The organism is Mesorhizobium sp. B3-2-1 (assembly GCF_006439515.1).
Classification (GTDB): Bacteria; Pseudomonadota; Alphaproteobacteria; order Rhizobiales; family Rhizobiaceae; genus Mesorhizobium.
Window position 1 is genome coordinate 1 of the sequence record NZ_VFTI01000016.1, and the last position, 22,333, is coordinate 22,333.

Annotated in this window: 19 protein-coding genes; 13 read left to right on the forward strand and 6 right to left on the reverse strand. The window is 63.5% G+C overall.

All coding sequences use genetic code 11. From position 1 onward, the window contains the following. The 5 genes from FJW08_RS17475 to FJW08_RS17495 form a co-directional block, all read left to right on the forward strand. On the forward strand, nt 1-487 hold a 487-nt coding region (locus tag FJW08_RS17475), incomplete at its 5' end, for a type I secretion C-terminal target domain-containing protein (RefSeq protein WP_140811652.1). A gap of 73 nt (nt 488-560) precedes the next feature. Continuing rightward, on the forward strand, nt 561-929 hold the full coding sequence (locus tag FJW08_RS17480) for a hypothetical protein (protein WP_140811653.1): 369 nt from the start codon (nt 561-563) through the stop codon (nt 927-929). Between the two features lie 89 nt (nt 930-1,018). Further along, nucleotides 1,019-2,158 carry an ABC transporter substrate-binding protein gene (locus FJW08_RS17485; RefSeq protein WP_348642685.1) on the forward strand — a complete coding sequence of 380 codons (1,140 nt, stop codon included), beginning with the start codon at nt 1,019-1,021 and terminating at the stop codon, nt 2,156-2,158. A gap of 45 nt (nt 2,159-2,203) precedes the next feature. Beyond that, a complete protein-coding gene (locus tag FJW08_RS17490) occupies nt 2,204-2,866 on the forward strand; it encodes a thermonuclease family protein (RefSeq protein ID WP_140811654.1) in 663 nt (220 codons plus the stop codon). Nucleotides 2,867-2,917: 51 nt separating this feature from the next. After that, the gene (locus tag FJW08_RS17495; RefSeq protein ID WP_246682403.1) at nt 2,918-3,769 is read left to right on the forward strand and encodes a GGDEF domain-containing protein; all 852 of its coding nucleotides are present in this window, start codon (nt 2,918-2,920) and stop codon (nt 3,767-3,769) included. Nucleotides 3,770-3,920: 151 nt separating this feature from the next. Here FJW08_RS17495 and smc read toward each other — a convergent pair whose 3' ends face one another. The 3 genes from smc to FJW08_RS17510 form a co-directional block, all read right to left on the reverse strand. Next, on the reverse strand, nt 3,921-7,379 hold the full coding sequence (gene smc / locus FJW08_RS17500) for a chromosome segregation protein SMC (RefSeq protein WP_140811655.1): 3,459 nt from the start codon (nt 7,377-7,379) through the stop codon (nt 3,921-3,923). Between the two features lie 123 nt (nt 7,380-7,502). Continuing rightward, on the reverse strand, nt 7,503-8,246 hold the full coding sequence (locus tag FJW08_RS17505; protein ID WP_140811656.1) for a DsbA family protein: 744 nt from the start codon (nt 8,244-8,246) through the stop codon (nt 7,503-7,505). A 163-nt stretch (nt 8,247-8,409) separates the two neighbouring features. After that, the gene (locus FJW08_RS17510) at nt 8,410-8,910 is read right to left on the reverse strand and encodes a DUF721 domain-containing protein (RefSeq protein ID WP_140811657.1); all 501 of its coding nucleotides are present in this window, start codon (nt 8,908-8,910) and stop codon (nt 8,410-8,412) included. 53 nt (nt 8,911-8,963) lie between these two features. Between FJW08_RS17510 and mutY the strand changes: the two genes are divergently transcribed. Both mutY and FJW08_RS17520 read left to right on the forward strand, forming a co-directional pair. Continuing rightward, nucleotides 8,964-10,103 carry an A/G-specific adenine glycosylase gene (gene mutY / locus FJW08_RS17515; RefSeq protein WP_140811658.1) on the forward strand — a complete coding sequence of 380 codons (1,140 nt, stop codon included), beginning with the start codon at nt 8,964-8,966 and terminating at the stop codon, nt 10,101-10,103. Then, nucleotides 10,096-10,707 carry an HAD family phosphatase gene (locus tag FJW08_RS17520; RefSeq protein ID WP_140811659.1) on the forward strand — a complete coding sequence of 204 codons (612 nt, stop codon included), beginning with the start codon at nt 10,096-10,098 and terminating at the stop codon, nt 10,705-10,707. Before mutY ends, FJW08_RS17520 begins: the two co-directional genes overlap by 8 nt. 66 nt (nt 10,708-10,773) lie before the next feature. On the opposite strand, the gene FJW08_RS17525 is transcribed toward FJW08_RS17520, so the two are convergent. Further along, the gene (locus FJW08_RS17525; RefSeq protein ID WP_127278140.1) at nt 10,774-11,907 is read right to left on the reverse strand and encodes a site-specific DNA-methyltransferase; all 1,134 of its coding nucleotides are present in this window, start codon (nt 11,905-11,907) and stop codon (nt 10,774-10,776) included. A gap of 176 nt (nt 11,908-12,083) precedes the next feature. On the opposite strand from FJW08_RS17525, the gene FJW08_RS17530 reads away from it, so the two are divergent. Beyond that, entirely contained in the window at nt 12,084-12,773 is a 690-nt protein-coding gene (locus FJW08_RS17530; protein ID WP_140761118.1) for an HAD family phosphatase, read from the forward strand. A 264-nt stretch (nt 12,774-13,037) separates the two neighbouring features. On the opposite strand, the gene FJW08_RS17535 is transcribed toward FJW08_RS17530, so the two are convergent. Then, nucleotides 13,038-13,499, reverse strand: a complete 462-nt coding sequence (locus FJW08_RS17535; RefSeq protein WP_140761066.1) for a cupin domain-containing protein — start codon at nt 13,497-13,499, stop codon at nt 13,038-13,040. A 109-nt stretch (nt 13,500-13,608) separates the two neighbouring features. On the opposite strand from FJW08_RS17535, the gene FJW08_RS17540 reads away from it, so the two are divergent. Continuing rightward, nucleotides 13,609-15,171 carry a winged helix-turn-helix domain-containing tetratricopeptide repeat protein gene (locus tag FJW08_RS17540; protein ID WP_140811660.1) on the forward strand — a complete coding sequence of 521 codons (1,563 nt, stop codon included), beginning with the start codon at nt 13,609-13,611 and terminating at the stop codon, nt 15,169-15,171. Between the two features lie 105 nt (nt 15,172-15,276). Here the strand turns inward: FJW08_RS17540 and FJW08_RS17545 are convergent, their stop codons facing one another. Continuing rightward, entirely contained in the window at nt 15,277-15,996 is a 720-nt protein-coding gene (locus tag FJW08_RS17545) for a hypothetical protein (RefSeq protein ID WP_140761070.1), read from the reverse strand. Nucleotides 15,997-16,126: 130 nt separating this feature from the next. On the opposite strand from FJW08_RS17545, the gene thrC reads away from it, so the two are divergent. The 4 genes from thrC to FJW08_RS17565 are packed head-to-tail and all read left to right on the forward strand — an operon-like array spanning nt 16,127 to nt 22,332. After that, nucleotides 16,127-17,524 (forward strand): threonine synthase, encoded by a 1,398-nt coding sequence (gene thrC / locus FJW08_RS17550; RefSeq protein WP_140811661.1) that lies wholly within the window; start codon nt 16,127-16,129, stop codon nt 17,522-17,524. Nucleotides 17,525-17,538: 14 nt separating this feature from the next. After that, nucleotides 17,539-18,831 carry a pitrilysin family protein gene (locus tag FJW08_RS17555; protein WP_140761074.1) on the forward strand — a complete coding sequence of 431 codons (1,293 nt, stop codon included), beginning with the start codon at nt 17,539-17,541 and terminating at the stop codon, nt 18,829-18,831. Nucleotides 18,832-18,843: 12 nt separating this feature from the next. Continuing rightward, complete coding sequence (locus FJW08_RS17560; RefSeq protein WP_140761077.1) at nt 18,844-19,440, forward strand: GNAT family protein; 597 nt, start codon at nt 18,844-18,846, stop codon at nt 19,438-19,440. A 3-nt stretch (nt 19,441-19,443) separates the two neighbouring features. Further along, nucleotides 19,444-22,332: an EAL domain-containing protein gene (locus tag FJW08_RS17565; protein ID WP_127873126.1), complete on the forward strand. Its 2,889-nt coding sequence runs from the start codon at nt 19,444-19,446 to the stop codon at nt 22,330-22,332. Nucleotide 22,333: the final 1 nt, after the last annotated feature.

The following is a 22,333-nucleotide window of genomic DNA, read 5'->3' on the forward strand; positions in this document are numbered from 1 at the left end:
TCCCCTGACAATCGCGACGACCTCTGGGCAAACGCTCGACGCTCATAACTCGGCGTTTGCTCCCGTCGACGGAAATGACGGCGTCGTTATTGTCGGCGGCAGCGGCAACGACACTCTTATCGGCGGTGACGGCAACGATATACTCTACGGCGGCGGCGGAACAAACAATATGACCGGCGGCGCTGGCGCCGACACGTTCAAACTCGACCACCTCGATATCAAGGATTTGATAACTGACTTCAGTGGCGCCGGCGGCCAGGGCGACAAGATCGACCTGACCTCGCTCTTCGAAACGCCGACGGGAGGAAATATCGCCGACTATGTGCACTATGACGCGGGCACGAAAACACTGAGTGTTGACACCAACGGTACGTCCGGCGGTGCCAACTTCGTGGACGTGGCGGTACTGCAGAACGCACCCGCAGCCGGCACCATCAACATCCTTTATGATGACACCACGCATACGCAACATACGGTCACGATTTAGCACTTATGCGGGCTCGTGCTCCCATGCTATGCGTTAGCAAGAGATGAATTGGGGACTGGAGAGAGGGGCTTACATGGAAATTCGTTCAAGATTGCTGATTTCGGCCACGGCGCTGCTGTTGGCTGGATCGACCGGCTTTGCCGCCGACATCATCGAAGGTCCGACGGCCGATTATTGCCGTACCGTTGGAACGTCCAACCTCGTGCTGACCGACAACACGGTCGACCTCACGAAACAGGTCGTGAAGCTGATGGACGAGTCGGTCGCCGTCGCCAACAGCCCGGAATGGATCCATTCATCCCGGCCGGTCTTCGTCTGGGCTTCGGAAGCCAAGGTCGCCTGCGGCATGGCTTACGGCTACCTGAAGACCAACTACAAGGACGAAGACACGCTCAACAAGTGCGAGTGTTTTCACGACCGCATGGTCGAGTACATGAACTGACCGCAAGAGCCAAAGCGCGCTGGCAGAAAATGGAATCTGACCGGCAGGTCCACAGCTTGCGAACGTGCGTGGTCGCTTCCGTGCTGGCTATGTCGTTGCTCGGCTGCCAGTCGAAAGGCGCGGTGTCCGACGCGCTCGATCCCGCGGCCATCCAGGCCCCCAATCAGCCCGCTGCGGTTGCTGTCGCCAACGCAAGCATGGCAACGCAGTCTCTCGGCACCGGCCCCACAAAAGTCGCCATGCTGCTGCCGCTGTCCGCCTCCGGATCCGAGGGGGAAAACGGCAGAAAGATGCTCGACGCCGCCAAGCTCGCGATGACGGACCTCGGCAACCCGCTGCTGACGCTTACCATCGAGGACACGAGGGGAGACGCGACCTACTCCCAGCAACTTGCGGTAAAGGCCATAACGTCGGGAGCGAAAGTGGTCATCGGTCCGACCGAACTGGCGGCGGCGCAGCATGTCGCGAAATTGTCGGGCTCGAACCGGCCGGTGGTTCTGGCTCTTGCGGACAATTTTGCCGGTGGCCCGGGCGTCTATGCGGTATGCCTCAGCGAGGCGGACAGCGCGGCCGCGGGAGCTGGCGCGATCGCGGCCAAGGGCGGCAAGAAGTTCGTCCTGCTGGTGCCAGCGGGCGCGGGTGCCGATGTCGTCGAGAAGCGGGTCGCCAACAGCCTCAGCGTGTATGGCGCCGCACTGGCGATCACCATACCCTATACGAGCGCCGACAGCGCGGCAAAGGCGGTGGCGGACATGGGTTCGCTGGTGGACGCGCCCGATGCCGTGGTCGTTGCCAGCGGCGACAGCAATCCGTCGCCAATCCTGATCGCCCTGAAGGCAAAGGGCATTCCTGGAAAATCGACCTCCGTGGTTGGCACGAACCGCTGGCTGGAGCACCCGACCAGTCCACTTTTCGAAGGCGCCTATATCGCGACGCTCGACCAACACGAAACAGGTCCGATTGCGGATCGTTTCAAGGCAACCTTCAACTACCAGGCCGACACCAATGTCGCTTATGCCTATGACATGGTTGCCCTGACCGCGGGGATCGCGAGCGCCGCCGGACCCAACGGTTTCAACAGGCAGGTTTTCGAGAACCGGAGTGGATTTCGCGGATCGACCGGCTTGTTCAGGTTTCGCGCGGATGGATCCAGCGAACGCTCGATGCCGTTTTACCGGATTGAAAAAGGTGCGCTCAAACCGGTTGCCAAATCGACATCCAGCTTCTAGCGAATTGAGCGCGTCGGCCTGATGGGACAAGCGGCGCGCCTTCGCATGATGGTCGCGGTCGCAAGCCTCGAGCTTCTCGTCGGCATCCTGCTGCTGGTCAAGGCAGCGAGCCTGTTCCCTGTCGAACGGACCGTCGCCGACCCGGCCCCGGGCGTCAGCGATGAAGCCGCGCAACACCCGGTTCGATCGGTCGTCAATTCAGCCCGCAAGATTGCCGAGGATCTCATCGCACCGCCGCAGATCGAGGGATCCGACATGGAGCGGGTGGAACCTCGTCTGCCCCTTGGCGACCTCGGCCTCGCCTCACAGCCCAAGCCATCGATGCCCAAGGATTGGCCGGAAACACCGCTGTACCGTCCGGTGGCCACGTCGTCGGCTGGTTTCGACTCCATGGGGCGGAAATTGTTCATCAGCGGAACCCAGAGCGTCGAGGCCGACAGGGTCTGCCTGTTTCACGATAGTGCTTGGCCTTGCGGGCAGCGGGCGCGCGCGGCTTTCAACAACTGGATGCGCGGGCGGGCGCTGACCTGTTTCGTGCCTCCGGCGGTCGACCGCTTCCCTGTCGCGGCGACATGCAGGCTGGGCAGACAGGATGTCGGCGCCTGGCTCGTATCGAATGGCTGGGCGCTGGCCTTGCCGCGCGGCGTCTATGGCAAGGCCGAAGCAACAGCCAGAACGGCGGAGATGGGAATCTTCGGCCCCCCATAGGCGGCAGCAACCGGATTCGCCACAAAGGGCCGCATCCTCTGTTCAGAAAGCTTGGCGATCTATCCCGAAGCGTCAAATTGTATTGTTCTTCGAAACCGAAATCGTAACTTGCCGGTCTTATGCTTGGCGTTCGAATGGAGATCGACGATGAGCAACGCAGCAGCTGATGTCCCGCCCCATCACGAATGGAAGAACGTCGCCTGGTTGGCGTTCCTTGGAACCATAGGCAGCCTGTGCGTCTCCCTGACCCTGAACTACCTGATGTTGTTCAGCGAGATGCTGACGCCTTTCGGGCGCAGCATGATCACAGCAACGGTTTTGCCTCTGGTAATCTGCTTGCCGCTTTTTGTGTTCATAGGCCTGAAACTGGCCGAGATCCGTCGCTACAGGCGGGAACTCAACAGGGCCGCGACTTTCGATACGCTGACCGGTTGCCTGAACGGCAGGGTCTTCACGTCGCTGATCGAGAGACGGGCAGTCAAGCCTTCCGTTCCAGGCGAGCGATCTGGCGCCTTCCTAGTCATTCATCCTGAACATCTGAACGCCATCAACTTGCGCTTCGGCCTGAGCTGGGGCGACGAAGCCTTGCGGCTCATAGCCTCGACCATCCGGTCCGGCGTGCGCTCGCAAGACGTCGTCGGCCGCATAGGCGCGTCCATGTTCGGCGTCTTCCTTCCCGGAACGAGCGAGGCCGAAGCCAGGACGGTTGGCGAGCGTATCCGCGCCAGTGTCTCGCAGGTCTATTTTGCCCCTCAGGGCGCCGAGGAGATCCTGGCCGTGACCGTCGGGGGCGTGGTTTTCGAGGAGGACCTCGACTTCGAGGACATGTTCCGGCCGGCGGAAGAGAGCTTGTCGGGCAAAGGCGGCTTTGCACTGTCGCGTATTCAACCCGCTTCAGCCTGACGCCTTCCAAGACTGGTTCGGTTTTGCCGCGACTTTTGCGATAGTCGGGAAAGTCGATGCCTGTATGCGTGGCCTATCGCCCGCGATCCCTTCGCTACGATCCTTCGCAACGGCGAACGCGTAGATCCTACGGGCCGCGGCGCTTTCGGCGTCAGCTCGCCTCGCGCATCGCTTCCGCAGCCTGCAAGTCGACGGAGACCAACTGGCTGACGCCCTGCTCGGCCATGGTCACGCCGAACAGCCGGTCCATGCGCGCCATGGTGATGGGATTGTGGGTGATGATGACGAAACGTGTCTCGGTGGTCTTGGCCATCTCGTCCATGAGATTGCAGAAGCGCTCGACATTGTGATCGTCGAGCGGCGCGTCGACTTCGTCGAGCACGCAGATCGGCGCCGGATTGGTCAGGAACACGGCAAAGATCAGCGACATCGCCGTCAGCGCCTGCTCGCCGCCCGACAGCAGCGTCATGGTCTGCGGCTTCTTGCCGGGCGGACGGGCCAGGATTTCAAGCCCCGCCTCCAGCGGATCCTCGGATTCGATCAGCTGCAATTCCGCCGTGCCGCCACCGAACAGATGCGAGAACAGCCGCTGGAAATGGCTGTTCACCACATCGAATGCGGCCAGCAGCCGCTCGCGGCCTTCGCGGTTGAGGCTCTGGATCGCTTGTCTGAGCTTGCGGATCGCCTCGATGATGTCCTCGCGCTCGGAGACGATGGTCTCCAGGCGATCGGAAAGCTCCTTCTGCTCTTCCTCGGCGCGCAAATTGACGGCGCCGAGCCGTTCGCGCTCGATCTTCAGCCGATCCAACTGGCGTTCGATCTCGGGCATCTCGGGCATCGGATCGTCGGCTTCCAGGCCGGTGTGGCGGATGACCAGATGCGGCGGCGTGTTCAGCGTTTCCTGGATGCGCGCCTCGACCTCCAGCCGGCGTTCGTCCGCCGCCGTCAGCCGTTCCTCGGCGCGGGCGCGGGTTTCGCGCGCCTCGGCCAGCGACTGGATGGCTGATGTGGCCGCCTTATCCAGTTCGGCCTGCCTGGTCTCCGCCTCCTGCAGCCGGTCGGCGGCCGCCTTGCGCAAGGTCTCGGCCTCGGTGAGCTGCGACAGCAGCGCACGACGCTTGGCGTCGATCTCGTCGGGCGCGTCGGCCAGCCGTTCGCGCTCGGCCTCGGCCTCGGCCTTGCGTTCGCCGAGCGAGGCGATCTGTGTCGAGGCGTTTTCGGCGCGCACAAGCCAGTTGCTGCGCTCGGCGCCGATCGCGTCCAGCCGCCGCGTGCGGGTCTCGGCTTCGCGCCGCAAGCCTTCATGGACGGCGCGCGCGTCAGCCAGTGCGGCGCGGTCGCGAGAGACATTGGCCGAGGACTGTTCGAGCTGCAATTGCAGGTCGCCGAGATCCGGCGCGTCCTGCAGCAGCATCTCGGCTTCGACGAAAGCCGCCGACGTCTCCTCGTGGCTGTCGACGATGCGGGCGCGCGCCTCGTCCAGCGCGGCACGCCGGCTCGACAGTTCACCCCCGGCCTTTTCGGCCTCGGCCAGCGCATTGCGGGCGGCGTCCAGCCGGTGCTGGGCCTCGCGTCCGGCCTGGCGCGTGGTTCGCTCCGCTTCGCTTGCCTGGCGCAGCGCCTGCTCGGCCTGCGCCAACGCTTCCTCGGCCTGGCGCAGGACGAGCGTCGCCTGCACCGCTTCGGCGTCGAGTTCGGCAAGCCGGTTCTTCTGCGCCAGCCTTTGTGCCGCGGCGGTCGGTGCATCGGCGCTGGCGGTCAGGCCGTCCCAGCGCCACAGCGCGCCCCCGCGACTGACCAGGCGCTGGCCGGGCGCCAGAAGCCCCTGCAACCGGCGGCCGTCAACGGCCTCGACGATACCGATCTGCGCCAGACGGCGGGCAAGTTGTGCCGGCGCGCGTACCACGCTGGCCAGGCTCTTGATCCCTTCCGGAAGCGCGGCGTCGCCGGGCTGGATTTCGCTTTCGCCCCAATGCGCCGGTGCGCTGCGGTCGAGCGGCACGTCGAGATCTTCGCCCAGGGCCGCTCCCAGAGCCGTCTCGAAGCCGCGCTCGACGCTGATCTGCTCCAGCACGGAAGGGAAAAGATCACCGCTGGCCGCGTTCAGGATCTTGGCCAGCGTACGCGCTTCGGTCTCGATCCCGGCCAGTCCCGCCCTGGCGTCCTGAAGCGGGGGACGAGCGGCGCTTTCGGCGCCACGAGCGTCGATGACCGACTGCTCGGCCTGCGCCACCGCGGCCTCGGATTCTTCCAGCAATGCCAGCGCCTGTTCGACCAGGATCCGTTTCTCGGCCGGATCCGGCAGGCCGGCCACCTTTGCGAGGATGTCCGACAATTCGCGGTCGACATCGGCGAGCTGGCGGGCGAAGCGATCGCGCCGCTCCGCGGTCTCGCGCAAAGTCCGTTCGATCTGATGGCGCGAGGCGGCAGCCTCGGCGCGCTCGGCGGTCAGCGCGGCGAGCCTGGCTTCGCTTTGCGCAAGCGTCGAGGCGGCCTGTTCGAATGCCGCGCGGGTCGTGGCCTCGCGCTCCGCGGCGCCTGCGTTTTCGGAGTTCAGCGCGGCCTCTTCTGCGCGCAGGCGCTCGAGAACGTCGGCGTTGTCGCGCACCATCCGCTCTTCGCGGGCGATATCGCCGTCGAGCTGCTGCAACCGGCGCTCGAGTTCGGCCTGACGGGTGCGGATGCGGCCGGCTTCTTCCTCGATCTGCGACCTGGCGATCGACAGCCGCTGGAAGGCCGCGGCAGCCGCGGCTTCCGCGTCGCGCAGGTCGGGCAAGCGGTGGGCGGAGATGCCCTGCTCCTTGGCCGCGTTCATCTGCGTGGCGGCGCGGTCGCCGACGAGCGCCGTGGCCGTAGCCAGCGCCGAACGCGCCTCGCCTTCCTGCGTCTTGGCCAGCGTCCAGCGCAGATGCAAGAGCGTGGCTTCGGCCTTGCGGATGTCGGCGGACAGGTTCTTGAAGCGGGAAGCCTGTCGCGCCTGGCGCTTCAGGCTTTCGATCTGGCTTTCCAGCTCTCCGACGACATCGTCCAGGCGTTCGAGGTTCTGCTCGGCCGCCTTGAGCCGCAGTTCCGCCTCGTGGCGGCGGGTGTGCAGGCCGGAAATGCCGGCGGCCTCTTCGAGAAGCGCGCGGCGCGCCTGCGGCTTGGCCTGGATCAGTTCGCCGATACGGCCCTGCCCGACCATCGAGGGCGAGCGCGCGCCGGTCGACTGGTCGGCAAACAGAAGCTGCACGTCCTTGGCGCGCGCTTCCTTGCCGTTGATGCGATAGAGCGAGCCGGCCTCGCGTTCGATGCGGCGCGACACCTGCAGTTCGTCGGCATCGTTGAAGGCTGATGGAGCCGAGCGGTCGCTGTTGTCGAGGAACAGCGTGACTTCGGCGGTGTTGCGGGCGGGACGCGTGCCCGAACCGGAAAAGATCACGTCGTCCATGCCGGACGCGCGCATGTTCTTGTAGGAGCTTTCGCCCATCACCCAGCGCAGCGCCTCGACGAGGTTCGACTTGCCGCACCCGTTCGGCCCGACAATGCCGGTCAGGCCGCGTTCGATGACGAACTCGCCGGGTTCGACGAAGGACTTGAAACCAAGAAGGCGGAGGCGCGAAAACTTCATTCACGCGCCTCATACACCCGCTCCGCAAAACTGTACCGAAGTTTTGCGACAGGGCGCATGGCGCGTGAACAGATAGAGAGGCAAGCAGCGCCGGAGCGCTGCCGCTTCGCCGCTGAGCCGATGTCAGAGCAGAGGGTCGATGATGGCCGACATTTCCTCAATCGACATCGCCCCTTTGTAGGTCTTACCGTTGATGAAGAAGGTCGGTGTCGAGTCGACCTTGAATTCATTGGCGCCACGCTTCTGGACCGATCTCACATCGTCCAGAAGTTTCTGGTCCGTCAAGCAGGCCTCGAAGGACTCCTGTGTAAAACCGGCCAGCTTGGAGATTTGCAGCAGGGCCTCCTTGGTGTTGGAGACGCCAACCCAGTTCGCCTGCTGCCTGAACAGGACATCGACCATCGGGAAATAGTTGTCCTTGGCGCAGCGCGCCAGCATGAAACCGGCTTCTGCGCTCGGATCGAACGGGAATTCGCGCAGGATGTAGCGGGCCTTGCCGGTATCGATGTACTTCTTCTTCAATTCCGGGAAGGTGGTCTCGGCGAAATGCGCGCAGTGCGGGCAGGTCATCGAGGCGTATTCGACGATGGTGACCTTGGCGTCATCCTTGCCGAGCTGCTTGTCGGGCAGCGCACCCGGCTTCAGCAATTCGGCCATATCCACCGTGCCTTGCGCCTCCGGCACCTGGACCGCGGCGGGGCTGGCCGGCTTTGCGGCCGTTGCCGGGTCCGCGGGCTTGACATCCGCAGCCTTGGCCTGTTCGCCGGAATCGCTGCAGGCGGCGAGCAGAGCCACCGCCGGGACGGCGGCCAGCGAAGTCAGGACGTTTCTGCGAGAGAAGCTTTGACCAAACGGGGAACGGCTCATACGAATCACCTGATAAGGGTTAATTTTGCAATGCAATGGCACGAAAAAGCGAGAGTTGGCGCGAATTAAGGCATCCCTGTCCCCAATCCAATCGCGAAACCTGACAAGGGTGATCACGAAAGCGCGAGATTAACGACAAACCTATGACTGTTTCCAGTCGGAACTAGGCTTTCCTTCCGCCCAAAATGGTCGCACCCAGCCTTTCCAGCGAGGCGCGCAGCCCGTCATCCTCGATCAGCCCGACAGTATCGGCCAATTTCGCCTTTTCCGCCGCGCTCAGTGGCCTGAGGGCAGGTCTGGGCCGGGCCTTTCCGGAGCTTACCGGCTTCTGCACGATCCTGATGCGGCCTATCGCGGTAAAGCCGAGGAAGGCGTTGACCCGGTTGATGATCTCGCCGGTCTCGTGCTGCAGATGAAGCGCGGCCATGCCTTCGCAGGCGATGACCAGCACGGCCGGCTCGAACGGATCATCCTCGTGCAGGCGGCGCGGCCACTGGATCTTTTCGGGCCGCGAGTGGATGGCCAGGCGCGGTCCGGCAATCTCTTCCCAGGACTGGACGAGACCGATCGATATGCCTGCCCGCCTGCGCAGCACCGGGTCGAGGATCTCGGTGGCGAGATCGCTCACCGGAACGGGATTGCCGAAGGGCCTTTTCCCTGCCATGTGCGTTCTCCAGCCACGACCCAGCAGATACCGGCCAGGCCAACGCAAGATCAATGGCACCAGCAGACCAGACCCGCAAGGCCCCGACAAGCAAAGCCATCTCAGACGATACGGCGTCACACCTGCTCGCCTGGTACGACACGCATCATCGCGAATTGCCGTGGCGCATCACCCCGCGCGAGCATGCACGCGGTGTGCGGCCCGACCCGTACCGTATCTGGCTGTCCGAGGTGATGCTGCAGCAGACCACCGTCGAAGCGGTGAAATCCTATTTCCGTGCCTTTGTCGAGAAATGGCCCGACGTCGAAGCGCTGGCCGCGGCGCCGACCGAGGATGTGATGAAAGCCTGGGCGGGGCTCGGCTATTACTCCCGCGCCCGCAATCTCAAGGCCTGTGCCGATCTGGTGGCGGCGCGCGGCGGCCGGTTTCCCGACACCGAGACCGGACTCCGGGAATTGCCGGGGATCGGCGCCTATACGTCGGCGGCCATCACGGCAATCGCCTTCGACCGTCCCTCCGCCGTTGTCGACGGCAATGTCGAACGCGTCATCTCACGACTGTTTTCGATCACGACGCCGCTGAGCGAAGCCAAGGCCGAGATACGGGCCCATGTCGAGCGCATGGTGCCGGCGACAAGGCCCGGCGACTTCGCCCAGGCGGTGATGGATCTCGGCGCCACGATCTGCACGCCACGCCGGCCGCGCTGTATGCTGTGCCCGCTGCGCGAGGACTGCAGCGCCGTCATTACAGGCGATCCCGAGAACTTCCCGGTGCGGCTGCCAAAAGCCGACAAACCGCTGCGGCGCGGCGCGGCTTTCGTGGCCACGCGCGAGGACGGCGCCATTCTTTTGCGCAAGCGACCGGAAAAGGGGCTGCTCGGCGGCATGACGGAAGTGCCGACCACCGCCTGGACAGCGCGGGTCGACGGAGCCACGACACAAGCCGCGGCGCCTTTTCCCGGCGACTGGCGGCACGCTGGAACCATCACGCATGTCTTCACCCATTTCGCTCTCGAACTCGAAGTCTTTCGCGCCCACATCGAAGGTGATGCACTGGCAGGATATTTCTGGTCGCCCGCCCGTGAGATTTCAGGCGAGGCGCTGCCCACTGTCATGAAAAAGGCAATCGAGGCTGCGATACCCGGCGCGACGAAAAAGCCGTCCCCATTGAGTGCGAAGAGGCCCCATGACTGAAATCCGCCACATCGTTTTCGACATCGGCCGCGTGCTGATCCACTACGATCCGAACATTCCGTTCAGCCGCCTCATTCCCGATGCCGAAGAGCGAAAATGGTTCTTCGACAATGTCTGCACGCATGACTGGAACATCGAACAGGATCGCGGCCGGACATGGGAAGAGGCCGAGGCGCTGCTGGTCTCGGAGCACCCCGAGCACGCCGAAAACATCCGCAATTTCCGCCGCCACTGGCACGAGATGGTTCCGCACGCCTATGACGACAGCGTCGCCATCATGCTCGGCCTGATCGAAAGCGGCCATGATGTCACCATGCTGACCAACTTTGCCTCCGACACGCTTGCCGAAGCGCGCGAACGCTTCGATTTTCTGGATCGCCCGCGCGGCGTCACTATCTCCGGCGAGATCGGCAAGATCAAGCCGGACCGCGGCATTTACGACCATCACGTGGCTGCGTTCGGCCTCGAGCCGTCCGCGACGCTGTTCATCGACGACAGCCAGAAGAATGTCGACGGCGCCAAGGCCGCCGGCTGGCAAGCGGTGCTGTTCACCGATGCCGGGACGCTGCAAGCAGATCTTCAACGCTTTGGAATCAAGGCGTGATCTCTATCGGTTGCGGCGATCCGTTGAGATTTTGAACCAACGAATATGAGGGAAGCGGCAGGGGGGTCAGCCCCCTGCCCGCTCCATGCCGAGACGGGCAATGCGGCGCAACTCGTCGATCGGGGTCAGCCCGCCGCTGCGCTCATAATGCCAGAAGGTCCAGCCGTTGCAGGCGTCCAGCCCCTGCACCTCGGCGCCGATCTTGTGGATCGAGCCGGCGCTGTCGCCGATCGCAACGGTGCCATCGGCGCGAACCTTAGCGGCCCAGCGCTTCTTGGCGTCATAGAGCGTGGCGCCGGGCGTCACCAGCCCGGTGTCGATCAGGCTGACGAAGGCGACGCGCGGCTCGGCGCGTTTGCCTGTAAGCACGGTGAGATCCGCTTCGTCGAGCGGCCGCACGGCATCGATGCGCTCATTGGCGGCGTCGATATAGGCCTGCTCGCGCTCGATGCCGACGAAGTGACGGCCGAGGCGCTTGGCCACGGCACCCGTCGTGCCGGAGCCGAAGAACGGGTCGAGCACGACGTCACCCGGCTTGGTCGAGGCCATCATGATGCGGGCGAGCAATGCCTCGGGCTTCTGCGTCGGATGCAGCTTATCGCCATTGTCGTTCTTCAGGCGCTCGCCGCCGGTGCAGATCGGAAACAGCCAGTCGGAGCGCATCTGGATATCGTCGTTCGATGCCTTCAACGCTTCATAGTTGAAGGTATAGCCCTTGCCCTTCTGGTCGCGCGAGGCCCAGATCATCGTCTCATGCGCGTTCTGGAAGCGGCGGCCGCGGAAATTCGGCATCGGGTTGGTCTTGCGCCAGACCACGTCATTGAGAATCCAGAAGCCGAGATCCTGCATCTTGGCGCCGACCCGGAAGATGTTGTGGTAGGAGCCGATGACCCAGATCGTGCCATTGGGCTTCAGCACGCGGCGCGCCGCCAGCAGCCAGGCGCGGGTGAAGGCGTCATAGGCTTCAAAACTCTCGAACTGGTCCCAGTCGTCGTCGACCGCATCGACCTTGGACTGGTCGGGACGGTGCAGATCGCCGTCGAGCTGCAGATTGTAGGGCGGATCGGCAAAAATAACGTCGATCGATTTTTCGGGCAGGCGGTCAAGAGCCGCGACGCAATCGCCTTTCAGGATGGTGTCCAGCCATTCGGATTGCTGAGGAGCGTGGGAGAGCTCGTCGAGAAGACGCACGGCTGACATTTTTACACCCAATGCACGCGTTACTGTTTACTCCCCGTTATGGTTACCGATCAGCGTAAATATTCGGTGAAGGCGCGCGGATGGCCACCAGATTTGCGAAGGCCCGGTCATTGGTGTATGCCGCGCCGCTTGGACCCTGAGTGGCCATCCCTCCATCCTCCATCGTCCGGATCACCATGCCCCAGCCAGACCTTGTCATCTTCGATTGCGACGGCGTGCTCGTCGATTCCGAAATCATCGCCGCGCGGGTCGAGGCCGAATTGATCACCCTGGCCGGATATGAAATCTCGGCGGAGGAAATTGCCGAGACCTACGCCGGCCTGACCTTCAAGGACATACTGATGCGGATCGAGGAGAAGTCCAAGATCCCGTTCCAGGTGTCGCTGATCGATCGCGCCGAGGAACTGGTCGACCGCAAACTGCGCAGCGACGTGCGTGCCATCGAGGGTGTGCGCGAAGCGGTCGCCTCGGTCACGGCGCAGCGCTGCATCTGCTCCAATTCACGTTCGGAGCGGATCGAGTTCATGCTGGAGAAGGTGCATCTGCTGCCATTCTTCGCCGGGCGCATCTTCTCGGCGATGGAGACGCCGACCGGCAAGACCAAGCCGGCTCCGGACGTGTTCCTGCATGCCGCCGAAAAGCTCGCCGCCAACCCGGCGAACACCTTCGTCATCGAGGATTCCGTGCATGGCGTCACCGGCGCCAAGGCCGCCGGCATGCGCGTGATCGGTTTTACGGGCGCCAGCCACAGCTATCCCGGCCACGCCGATGCCCTGACGGAGGCCGGCGCCGAAACGGTGATCCGCCGCTGGGCGGAGCTGAAAAGCGTGATCGCGGCGCTGTCGGAATGGTCGGAAGACGCCTAGAGCATGATGCCGAAAAGTGTGAAGCGGTTTTCGGACGACATCATGCTCTATCTCTTTGATTTAGAGACGGTTCGGATTTCAGGTCGACTCGACCTGAAATCATCCGGCTCTAGGGCGGCTCGCTGGAAACTCTGCTCGCGAAGATTTCCAGCGCGTCCGACCCTTGCTTAGCCAGTGTCGTTCCCGAAGCGCGTCCGGCGGCTCGCGGAAGAAAGGTCCGAACTCAGAAAAGCCCGGAGCGGCCATCGAAGTCTGGTGACGAGCCTACGCGCGTGTCGTCAAAGTCGAGAGCTGGTCGGTGTCGTAGCGATTTCGCAGATCGGCGAGGGCTTTTGGATCCGGCGCCCCCTGCGCCGCGAGGCTGGCGAGCTCTTCGAAATAATGCTCATGGCCAGGCGGAGAAACGGTCATCAGCACGCGAGCCGGTTTCTCGCTGACATTGGTGATGTTGTGCGGCACCCCCGGCGGGATGAACAGAAAGGTTCCAGGCGTCGCGCGGATCGTCTCGTCGCCGAAATGCCACTCACACTCGCCGTCGAGCAGGTAGAAGGTCTCCTCCTGCACCCGGTGCACATGCCGCCCGGTGGCGAACTGTGGCGGGATCGTCCAATCGAACATGCTGGTGTGCTTGGTATTCTCGCCGGTTACGAGGAAAGCCATGGGATGACCACGCAGCATGACGCCTTTCTTCTCATCGGGCCTGCGGATGAAGGCATTGGCGCTCATATGACCCTCCTTTGGCTGGGCGCATGCTTTTAACAAGCATTTGTGCAACATCGGCCGTTCGTGGCTGAAAGTCGTGAATCCGTTCCCAAAAATTTGCTAAAAGACTCTGATGACCGTAAGGGGCGACCTCTACCAGTTCGGCCCGTTCCGCCTCGATCCGGAGGTGGGCATTCTCTTTTGCTGGGGTGAGCCGACCATACTTGGGCAACGCGCCGTCGCGCTGCTACGCCTGCTGATCCAGAATGCGGGCGTTCCCGTATCCAAGGACGCGCTGATCGAGGCCGGATGGGGCGGATTGGCGGTTGCCGATAACAATTTGACGGTTCAGATCGCAGCCTTGCGCCGCGTCCTGGCCGACACGGCGAATGTCGACAGCTGGATCGAAACATTGCCGCGCCGCGGCTATCGCTATGTCGGACCGGCTGTCACCAGGAATGTTCCTGATGCCTCGGCCGCCGTCCGCGCCGCGTCGGCACCGACCTTGCCCGGGAAGCCTTCCGTCGCAGTCCTGCCGTTCTCCAACTTGAGCGGCGATCCGCAGCAGGAGTACTTTGCCGATGGAATGGTGGACGACATCATCACAGGCCTGGCACGCATCAAGTGGCTGTTTGTCATCGCACGAAACTCGACCTTCACCTACAAGGGTCGCGTCGTGGACGTGAAGCAGGTCGGTCGGGAGCTCGGCGTTCGCTACGTCCTCGAAGGCAGTGTGCGCAAGGCCGGCGGTAATGTGCGTGTTACCGGGCAGATGATCGATGCATCGACCGGTGCGCATGTATGGGCCGAGCGCTACGACCGAAGCTCCGAAGACATATTTGCGCTTCAAGACGAGATCGCGCTGTCGGCAGTGGGCGCAATTGCGCCCAGCGTGCGGAAAGCCGAAATCGAACGTGTCAGGCGGACGCGGCCTGACAGCCTCGATGCCTACGATCTCGTGCTGCAAGCCCAGCCCGACGTCGATTCAGGCATGCCGAGGCAAGTGACCAGAGCGCTGCTGCTTCTTGACCGCGCTATCGCACTCGAGCCGACTTATGCGCTGGCACATGGCAATGCCGCGATGTGCCACCATTGCCTGTTTCTTCGCGCCGGGTTGCAGGAGATCAACCGTGCGTCTTCGATCCGTCACGCCCGGTCTGCCATTGTCCATGGACAGGACGACGCGCTCGCTCTGACTTGGGCCGGCTTTTCCATCGGAATGGATGCCCACGATCGCGCCGCTGCATTTACTGCATTGGAGGCCGCGCTCGCCATCAGTCCGTCATCGGCGCTGACCTACATTCTTGGCAGCGTCATCCTCGGATGGAGCGGCGAAGCCGAGCGCGCGATAGAATGGAGCGAGCAGGGTATGCGGCTAAGCCCGTTCGATTCGTGGACTTGGGCGGCATTTGACGCTCAAGCAATGAGCCATTTGCTGCGCGGTCGTTACGAAGAAGCTTGCCGTGCGGCCTACAAGTCCGTTCAAGCCAACCCGGCGCATAGTATCACTTATGTGCAATTGGCTGCCGCGCTGGCCAACCTTGGCCGATTGGATGAAGCGAAGGTGGCCGCCGCTCGCGTGCTCGAGCTTCAGCCTGGCTTTCGCTACAGCCGCCAGTTCGCAGGCGTGAATTGCGCGCCCGCGCTCGCGGAGGCTCTTGGAAGCGCACTACGACGCGCGGGACTGCCCGAGTAGCTCGGTTGACTGCGTGGGGGTCTTGGTCGGCCAGCGATGCCGCCGTTGTCCCCTGCATGTGACGATGCGCCTCGGCAAACTCGCCGCGAGGCACCTGGGCTTCGTTCAGTTCGTTGCTTTCTTCTTCTTGCGCTTCGGCTTGTCGGTCGTCGCCTTGGGCGCGGTTTCATCATAACCGGCATAGGCCTGATAGTCCGCGGCCGTTGGCGCTGGTATGACGACATTGGAATCGGTGAAGACAAACTGGGTGGCGACCGAGGGATCGGTCACCTGAACCTGGTACTGGTGGATCTGCGAATAAAGTACGTCGGTGCCATGCATTACCGCCGTGCGGATCGGCATGGTGATGGTGCCCGGCGTGAACTTCGGTCCCGGTACGATTTTGCCGGCAACCGCTATCTTCATCGTCAGTTGTCCGTCGGCACGGCTGCAATCGCGGGTCACGTCGCTGATCGACGCCTGATAAATGATCCTCGCCGAATCGTCGGGCGGCGTAGCAGCAGCGGCGTCAGCCGCGGCCTGGGCCGCGGCATCCGCGGCCGCGTCGCCGGTCTTCTTGAGCTTCGGTTTTGGCTTCTGGACCTCGTTGACATAGGTGTTGAAGAAGGCGGTGCCATCGCGCACCGTCACCCTAGGGCAATAGGCGTTCAGCTGGCTGGCAAGCACCTTGGGATCCTGTGGCGGCGGAGGCGCCGTCGGGTCCTTCTTGCCGAAACCGAGGTTCAGGATGCCATTGTCGCCTGATTGGCAGCCGGCGGCGGCAAGCATAAAGCCCGTGAGCGCAAGACCCGCCAAAAAGCGACCACTTGATATACGAAACGCCATGAAACTGCACTTCCCTCTCGCAAAGCTGGTGACGTATATCAACCGCGCGGCAAAAATGCGACTAGAGCCGGTGCAGAAATTAACCACCTTGTGGTGAACGGAAAAATCAGGCGGCAAACGGATCTGTGACATGCATTATGTGAGTACCCGCGGGGAAGCCCCCGCGCTTGGATTTTCCGACGCCATCCTGACTGGGCTGGCGCGCGATGGCGGGCTCTATGTGCCGCGCGAATGGCCGCACTTCTCGCAGGCCGACATCCGCGCCATGCGCGGCCTTGCCTATCCCGACCTCGCCATACGCGTATTGACGCCGTTTCTCGGCGGCGAGATCGCCGCGCCAGTCTTCGAGCGCCTCGTCCGCGAAGCCTATGCCACCTTCCGCCATGAGGCCGTCTGCCCGTTGGTGCAGACCGGCGCCAACACTTTTGTCCTCGAACTCTTTCATGGGCCGACGCTGGCGTTCAAGGACGTGGCGATGCAGTTGCTTGCCCGGCTGATGGACCATGTGCTTGCCGAACGCGGCCAGCACGCGACCATCGTCGGCGCCACGTCGGGCGATACCGGTGGCGCGGCCATCGACGCCTTTGCCGGGCGCAGCCGCACCGACATCTTCATCCTTTTTCCGCATGGCCGCGTCTCGCCGGTGCAGCAGCGGCAGATGACCACATCGACGGCTGAAAATGTCCATGCGCTGGCGATAGAGGGCAATTTCGACGACTGTCAGGGCCTGCTGAAGGATATGTTCAACGACCACGGCTTTCGCGACCAGGTGTCGCTGTCGGGGGTCAATTCGATCAACTGGGCACGGATCATGGCCCAGATCGTCTATTATTTCTCCTCGGCACTCTCGCTCGGCGCACCGGACAGGCCGGTGTCGTTCACGGTGCCGACCGGCAATTTCGGCGATATCTTCGCCGGCTATGCCGCCAAGAAGATGGGCCTGCCGATCGAACGGCTGGTCATCGCCACCAATGACAACGACATATTGGCACGTACTTTCGCGACCGGCGAATACCGGACCAAGGGGGTCTTCGCGACCACCTCGCCGTCGATGGACATCCAGGTTTCGTCGAACTTCGAACGCCTGCTGTTCGAGGCCTCAAATCGCGATGCGGCAACGGTGCGGCGCTACATGGCCGGCCTGAAGCAATCGGGTTCTTTCACCATCGAAGCCGCGGAAATCGCCGGGATGAGGTCCGAATTCGACGCCGGCCGGGCCGATATGGACGAGGTCGCCGCCACCATCCGCTCGACGCTGGCAAACAGCAACTACCTGCTCGATCCGCATACGGCGGCAGCCATGCACGTGGCGGCGGGCAGGGCCGCGGGCGCCGTGCCGATGGTGGTGCTGGGCACCGCCCACCCTGCGAAATTTCCTGCCGCCGTCGAAGCCGCCAGCGGGGTCTCGCCCGCCCTGCCCGCATGGCTAGGGGGATTGATGACATTTGAGGAAAAATACACGGTACTTCCATCCGACCTCAAAATGGTGGAAGATTACGTCAGCCGCCGCGCGCGGGCGGCGCGTTAAGGAGTACGAGCCATATGGGTGTTGAGGTAAGCCGTCTGTCGAACGGCCTGACAGTCGCCACCGAAACCCTTCCAAGTATCGAATCGGTTGCCTTGGGTGCCTGGGTCAAGTCGGGTGCCCGCAATGAACGCGAAGAAGAGCATGGCATGGCCCATCTGCTCGAGCACATGGCGTTCAAGGGGACGAAGCGGCGAAGCGCCTTCGAGATCGCCTCGGAAATCGAGGACGTCGGCGGCGAGATCAATGCCGCCACCAGCGTCGAGACCACATCCTACTACGCCAGGGTGCTCTCCGACGATGTGCCGCTGGCCGTCGACATCCTGTCCGACATACTGCAGGAGTCCGAATTCGACCCGCAGGAACTCGAGCGCGAGCAGCATGTCATCCTGCAGGAGATCGGCGCCGCGCACGACACGCCCGACGACATCGTGTTCGACCGTTTCACCGAGACGGCCTTCCGCCACCAGACCATCGGCCGCTCTATCCTGGGCACGCCCGAGACGGTAAAATCCTTCACCTCCAAGCAGTTGCACGATTTCATCGAACGCCAATACGGCGCCGAGCGGATGGTGATCGTGGCCGCCGGCGACATCAAGCACGACAAGTTCGTGCGCGAGGTCGAAAACCGGCTCGGCGGTTTCCGCAGCAAGGCCGACAGCACCATTCCGCAATACGCGCAATATGTCGGCGGCGATTTCCGCGAGGACCGCGACCTGATGGACGCGCAGATCGTGCTGGGTTTCGAGGGCCGCGCCTACCATGTGCGCGATTTCTACGCCTCTCAGGTGCTGTCGATGATTCTCGGCGGCGGCATGTCATCGCGTCTGTTCCAGGAAGTCCGCGAAAAGCGCGGCCTGTGCTACTCGGTCTATGCCTTCCACTGGGGCTTTTCCGACACGGGCATATTCGGCGTCCATGCCGCCACGGGACAGAGCGACATCGCCAAGCTGGTGCCCGTCATCGTCGACGAGTTGCAGAAGGCCGGCGAGAGCATCCTGCAGGAAGAACTCGACCGCGCGCGCGCCCAGTATCGCGCCGGGCTAATCATGTCCGCCGAAAGCCCGGCCAGCCGCGCCTCGCAGATCGCGCGGCAACTGCTCCTGTTCGGCCGTCCGATCGCAAAGGAAGAGCTGATGGAGCGGCTGGCGGCACTGACGGTCGAGCGCTTGACCGATCTGTCGTCGCGGATGTTCTCGACCAAGCCGACGCTTACCGCTGTCGGGCCCGTGGGTACGCTGGCACCATACGAGGCGATCCTCGATTCGCTTCCGGGCACGCAGGCCACGGCCCGCAGGCTCGCCGTCTAAGTCCCAAGCGCCGTGTTCGCGCTCCCTTTCTTTCGCCGTGACCTGCCGGCACTGAAGGGCAACCTCGTCACGCTGCGCGTGCCGTTCACCAACGACTACCGCGAGTGGTCGACGGTGCGCGGCGAAAGCCGGGCGTTCCTGGAGCCCTGGGAGCCGCGCTGGACCCCCGACGAACTCGACCGCACGGCATGGCGCCTGCGCATCAGCCGCTACCGCGAGGACTATGCGCAAGGAACAGCGATCGCCTTCTTCATCTTCGAGCAGTCGAGCGGCAAGCTCGCGGGCGGCATTACGCTCGGCAACATACGCCATGGCGTCTCGCAAAGCGGCCATGTCGGCTACTGGATCGGCGAGCGCTTCGGCGGCCGTGGCCTGATGACCGACGCGGTCAAGGTGGTGACCCGCTTCGCCTTCGATACGCTGAGGTTGCACCGGATCGAAGCCGCCTGTATTCCCGACAATATCCGGTCGATCCGCGTGCTTGAAAAAGCCGGATTCCGGCGCGAAGGACTTCTGCGATCCTATCTCAGGATCAACGGCATCTGGCAGGACCACTACCTCTACGCCCGGATCGCCGACGATCCGCCGGGCGCTGGAACGAAGGACTGATTTTTGACGAATTTCCTGCGAAACGGGCCGCTGTTCGCCTTTCTGCTGGCGACGATGCTGACGCTGTGCGCGGCTTCGTCGGCCTTTGCCGTCGAACCCATCAAGATCGCCCGCGACGATGTCGCGCTCGACCTGTCGCGCGCCGTCGAGATCTACCGCAACCAGGGTGAGAACTTCCAGGTGTCGACCGCGCCCGGGCCGGACGGCATCGTACGGCGCATCGAGGTCGAAGCCAACGATGCCCGCTCGACCGGCGACTGGGCTGTCTTCGCGCTCGCCAACACCACCGACCAGCAGCTCGACAGGCTGATCGTCGCGCCGCATTTCCGGCTGGTCAATTCCGGCATCTTCTGGCCGGATCTGGGCTCGACGCGCATCGCCGCCATCACACCCAGCGAAGGCTTCGCGCTCGACCGCCAGACCAGCCCCGATGCCGACGTGTTCCGGGTGACGCTGAATCCCGGCACGGTGATCACCTTCATCGCCGAACTCGCTTCGCCGAAGCTGCCGCAGGTCTACCTGTGGGATCCGGAATCCTACAAGGATTCGGTCAATTCCTACACGCTGTTTCGCGGCATCGTCATCGGCATCGCCGGCCTTCTGGCGCTGTTCCTGACCATCCTGTTCGTCGTCAAGGGGACGTCGATGTTCCCGGCGACGGCGGCCCTTGCCTGGGCGGTGCTTGCCTATATCTGCGTCGATTTCGGCTTCCTCAACAAAGTCATCGAGATCTCGCCCGGCAACGAACAGATGTGGCGGGCCGGAACGGAGGTGGCGCTGGCGGCGACCTTCGTGGTCTTCCTGTTCGCTTATCTCAACCTCAACCGATGGCACGGCCATTTCAGCTATGGCGCCCTTGTCTGGATTCTGGGCCTGCTGCTGATCGCCGGCGTCGCCATCGTCGATCCGGCCGTCGCCGCCGGCATCGCCCGCATCTCGTTTGCCGCCACGGCGCTGACCGGGCTCGGCCTGATCATCTTCCTCGGTATTCGTGGTTATGACCGAGCCATCATGCTGGTGCCCAGTTGGGTCATGGTGCTGTTGTGGCTGTGCGGGTCGTGGATGGCGATCACCGGCATGCTCGACAACGACATCGCCCAGCCGGCACTTGGCGGCGGGTTGATCCTGATCATCCTGTTGATCGGCTTCACCGTCATGCAGCACGCCTTTGCAGGCGGTGCGCTGCATCAGGGGCTGTTCTCCGATCTCGAGCGACAGGCGCTGGCCGTCGCGGGGTCGGGCGATACGGTGTGGGACTGGGACGTGCTGCGCGACCGCGTGGTGACCAAACCCGATGTCAGCATCCAGCTCGGCCTGGCCCCCAACAGCCTGGGCGGGGCCGCGCGCAACTGGCTGCCGGTGCTGCACGCCGATGACCGCGACACGTTCCGCACGACGCTCGACGTCGTTCTGGAGCATCGCCGTGGCAAGGTGGCGCAGAATTTCCGCCTGCGTGGAGCCGACGGGCACTATCACTGGTTTGCCCTGCGCGCGCGCCCGGTCATCGGCTCGGACGGCGAGGTCATTCGCTGCGTCGGCACCATGGTCGACGTCACCGAACAGAAGAAATCCGAGGAGCGACTGCTGCACGACGCCGTGCACGACAATCTGACCGGCCTGCCGAACCGCGAGTTGTTCATGAACCGGCTGGAGGCGATCATCTCGATCGCCCGCACCGAAGAGAAGGTGCGGCCGACCGTCTTCGTCATCGACATCGACCGCTTCAAGCAGGTCAATGACGGGCTCGGCATCTCGGCCGGCGACACCATTCTGCTCACCATCGCGCGCCGCCTGCATCGGCTGTTGAAGCCGAAGGATTCTCTGTCGCGCTTCGCCGGCGACCAGTTCGCGCTGATGCTGCTTTCCGAGCAGGATCCCGCCCGCATCGCCGGCGTGGCCGATGCGATCAAGCACGCGATCAACAACCCGATCACCTTTGCCAAGCGCGAGATCGTGCTGACCGCCTCTATCGGCCTGATCACCTGGACCTCGGCGCAGACCTCGGCCGAGGACATGGTCAAGGACGCCGAACTCGCCATGCATCAGGCCAAGCGCTTCGGCGGCGACAGGATCGAGCCGTTTCGCCCTGCGTTCCGCACCGTCGGCACCGACCGTCTGCAGTTCGAATCCGACCTGCGGCGCGCCATCGAGCGGCGCGAGTTCACGCTGGCCTACCAGCCGATCGTGCGCCTGGAAGACGGCAGCGTCGCCGGCTTCGAGGCGTTGCTGCGCTGGGACCATCCACGCCGCGGCATGATTCCGCCGGCCGATTTCATCCCGGTCGCCGAAAGCTGCGGACTGATCGTGCAGCTTGGGCTGTTTGCCATGCAGCAGGCGGCCGAGGATCTCGCAGGATGGCAAAAGCAGATCGGCGATGCGCCGCTGTCGGTCTCGGTCAACCTGTCCAGCCGCCAGCTCATCCGCCGCGACCTCGTCAGCGATGTGCGTTCCGTGATCGCACGCGCCAATTTGAAGCCGCGCTGCTTCCGGCTCGAACTCACCGAATCCCTGGTCATGGACAATCCCGAGCAGACGGCCCATGTATTGACCAAGCTGAAGCAGCTCGGCATCGGCCTGTCGCTGGACGATTTCGGCACCGGCTATTCATCGCTCGCCTATCTGACGCGGTTCCCGTTCGACACCATCAAGATCGACAAGAGCTTCGTCGACGACAGCACGCCCAAACGCGCGGTGCTGCTCAAATCCATGGTCAACATGGCGCATGAACTCGGCCTGTCGGTGGTCGCCGAGGGCATATCGGACGAGCGCGATGCGCTGGAGCTGCGCCAGATGGGCTGCGAATATGTGCAGAGCTTCATGTTCGGCGCGCCGATGCCGGGCGACCAGGTGCTGAAGACGCTGAAGGAGCAGTATCCGCTAACCCAGGCTTGAG

Coding starts and splice junctions, on each gene's coding strand:
- FJW08_RS17480 (WP_140811653.1), top strand. CDS start 561: ATGGAAATTCGTTCAAGATTGCTGATTTCGGCCACGGCGCTGCTGTTG.
- FJW08_RS17485 (WP_348642685.1), top strand. CDS start 1,019: ATGTCGTTGCTCGGCTGCCAGTCGAAAGGCGCGGTGTCCGACGCGCTC.
- FJW08_RS17490 (WP_140811654.1), top strand. CDS start 2,204: ATGATGGTCGCGGTCGCAAGCCTCGAGCTTCTCGTCGGCATCCTGCTG.
- smc (WP_140811655.1), bottom strand. CDS start 7,379: ATGAAGTTTTCGCGCCTCCGCCTTCTTGGTTTCAAGTCCTTCGTCGAA.
- FJW08_RS17505 (WP_140811656.1), bottom strand. CDS start 8,246: ATGAGCCGTTCCCCGTTTGGTCAAAGCTTCTCTCGCAGAAACGTCCTG.
- FJW08_RS17510 (WP_140811657.1), bottom strand. CDS start 8,910: ATGGCAGGGAAAAGGCCCTTCGGCAATCCCGTTCCGGTGAGCGATCTC.
- mutY (WP_140811658.1), top strand. CDS start 8,964: ATGGCACCAGCAGACCAGACCCGCAAGGCCCCGACAAGCAAAGCCATC.
- FJW08_RS17520 (WP_140811659.1), top strand. CDS start 10,096: ATGACTGAAATCCGCCACATCGTTTTCGACATCGGCCGCGTGCTGATC.
- FJW08_RS17525 (WP_127278140.1), bottom strand. CDS start 11,907: ATGTCAGCCGTGCGTCTTCTCGACGAGCTCTCCCACGCTCCTCAGCAA.
- FJW08_RS17530 (WP_140761118.1), top strand. CDS start 12,084: ATGCCCCAGCCAGACCTTGTCATCTTCGATTGCGACGGCGTGCTCGTC.
- FJW08_RS17535 (WP_140761066.1), bottom strand. CDS start 13,499: ATGAGCGCCAATGCCTTCATCCGCAGGCCCGATGAGAAGAAAGGCGTC.
- FJW08_RS17540 (WP_140811660.1), top strand. CDS start 13,609: ATGACCGTAAGGGGCGACCTCTACCAGTTCGGCCCGTTCCGCCTCGAT.
- FJW08_RS17545 (WP_140761070.1), bottom strand. CDS start 15,996: ATGGCGTTTCGTATATCAAGTGGTCGCTTTTTGGCGGGTCTTGCGCTC.
- thrC (WP_140811661.1), top strand. CDS start 16,127: ATGCATTATGTGAGTACCCGCGGGGAAGCCCCCGCGCTTGGATTTTCC.
- FJW08_RS17555 (WP_140761074.1), top strand. CDS start 17,539: ATGGGTGTTGAGGTAAGCCGTCTGTCGAACGGCCTGACAGTCGCCACC.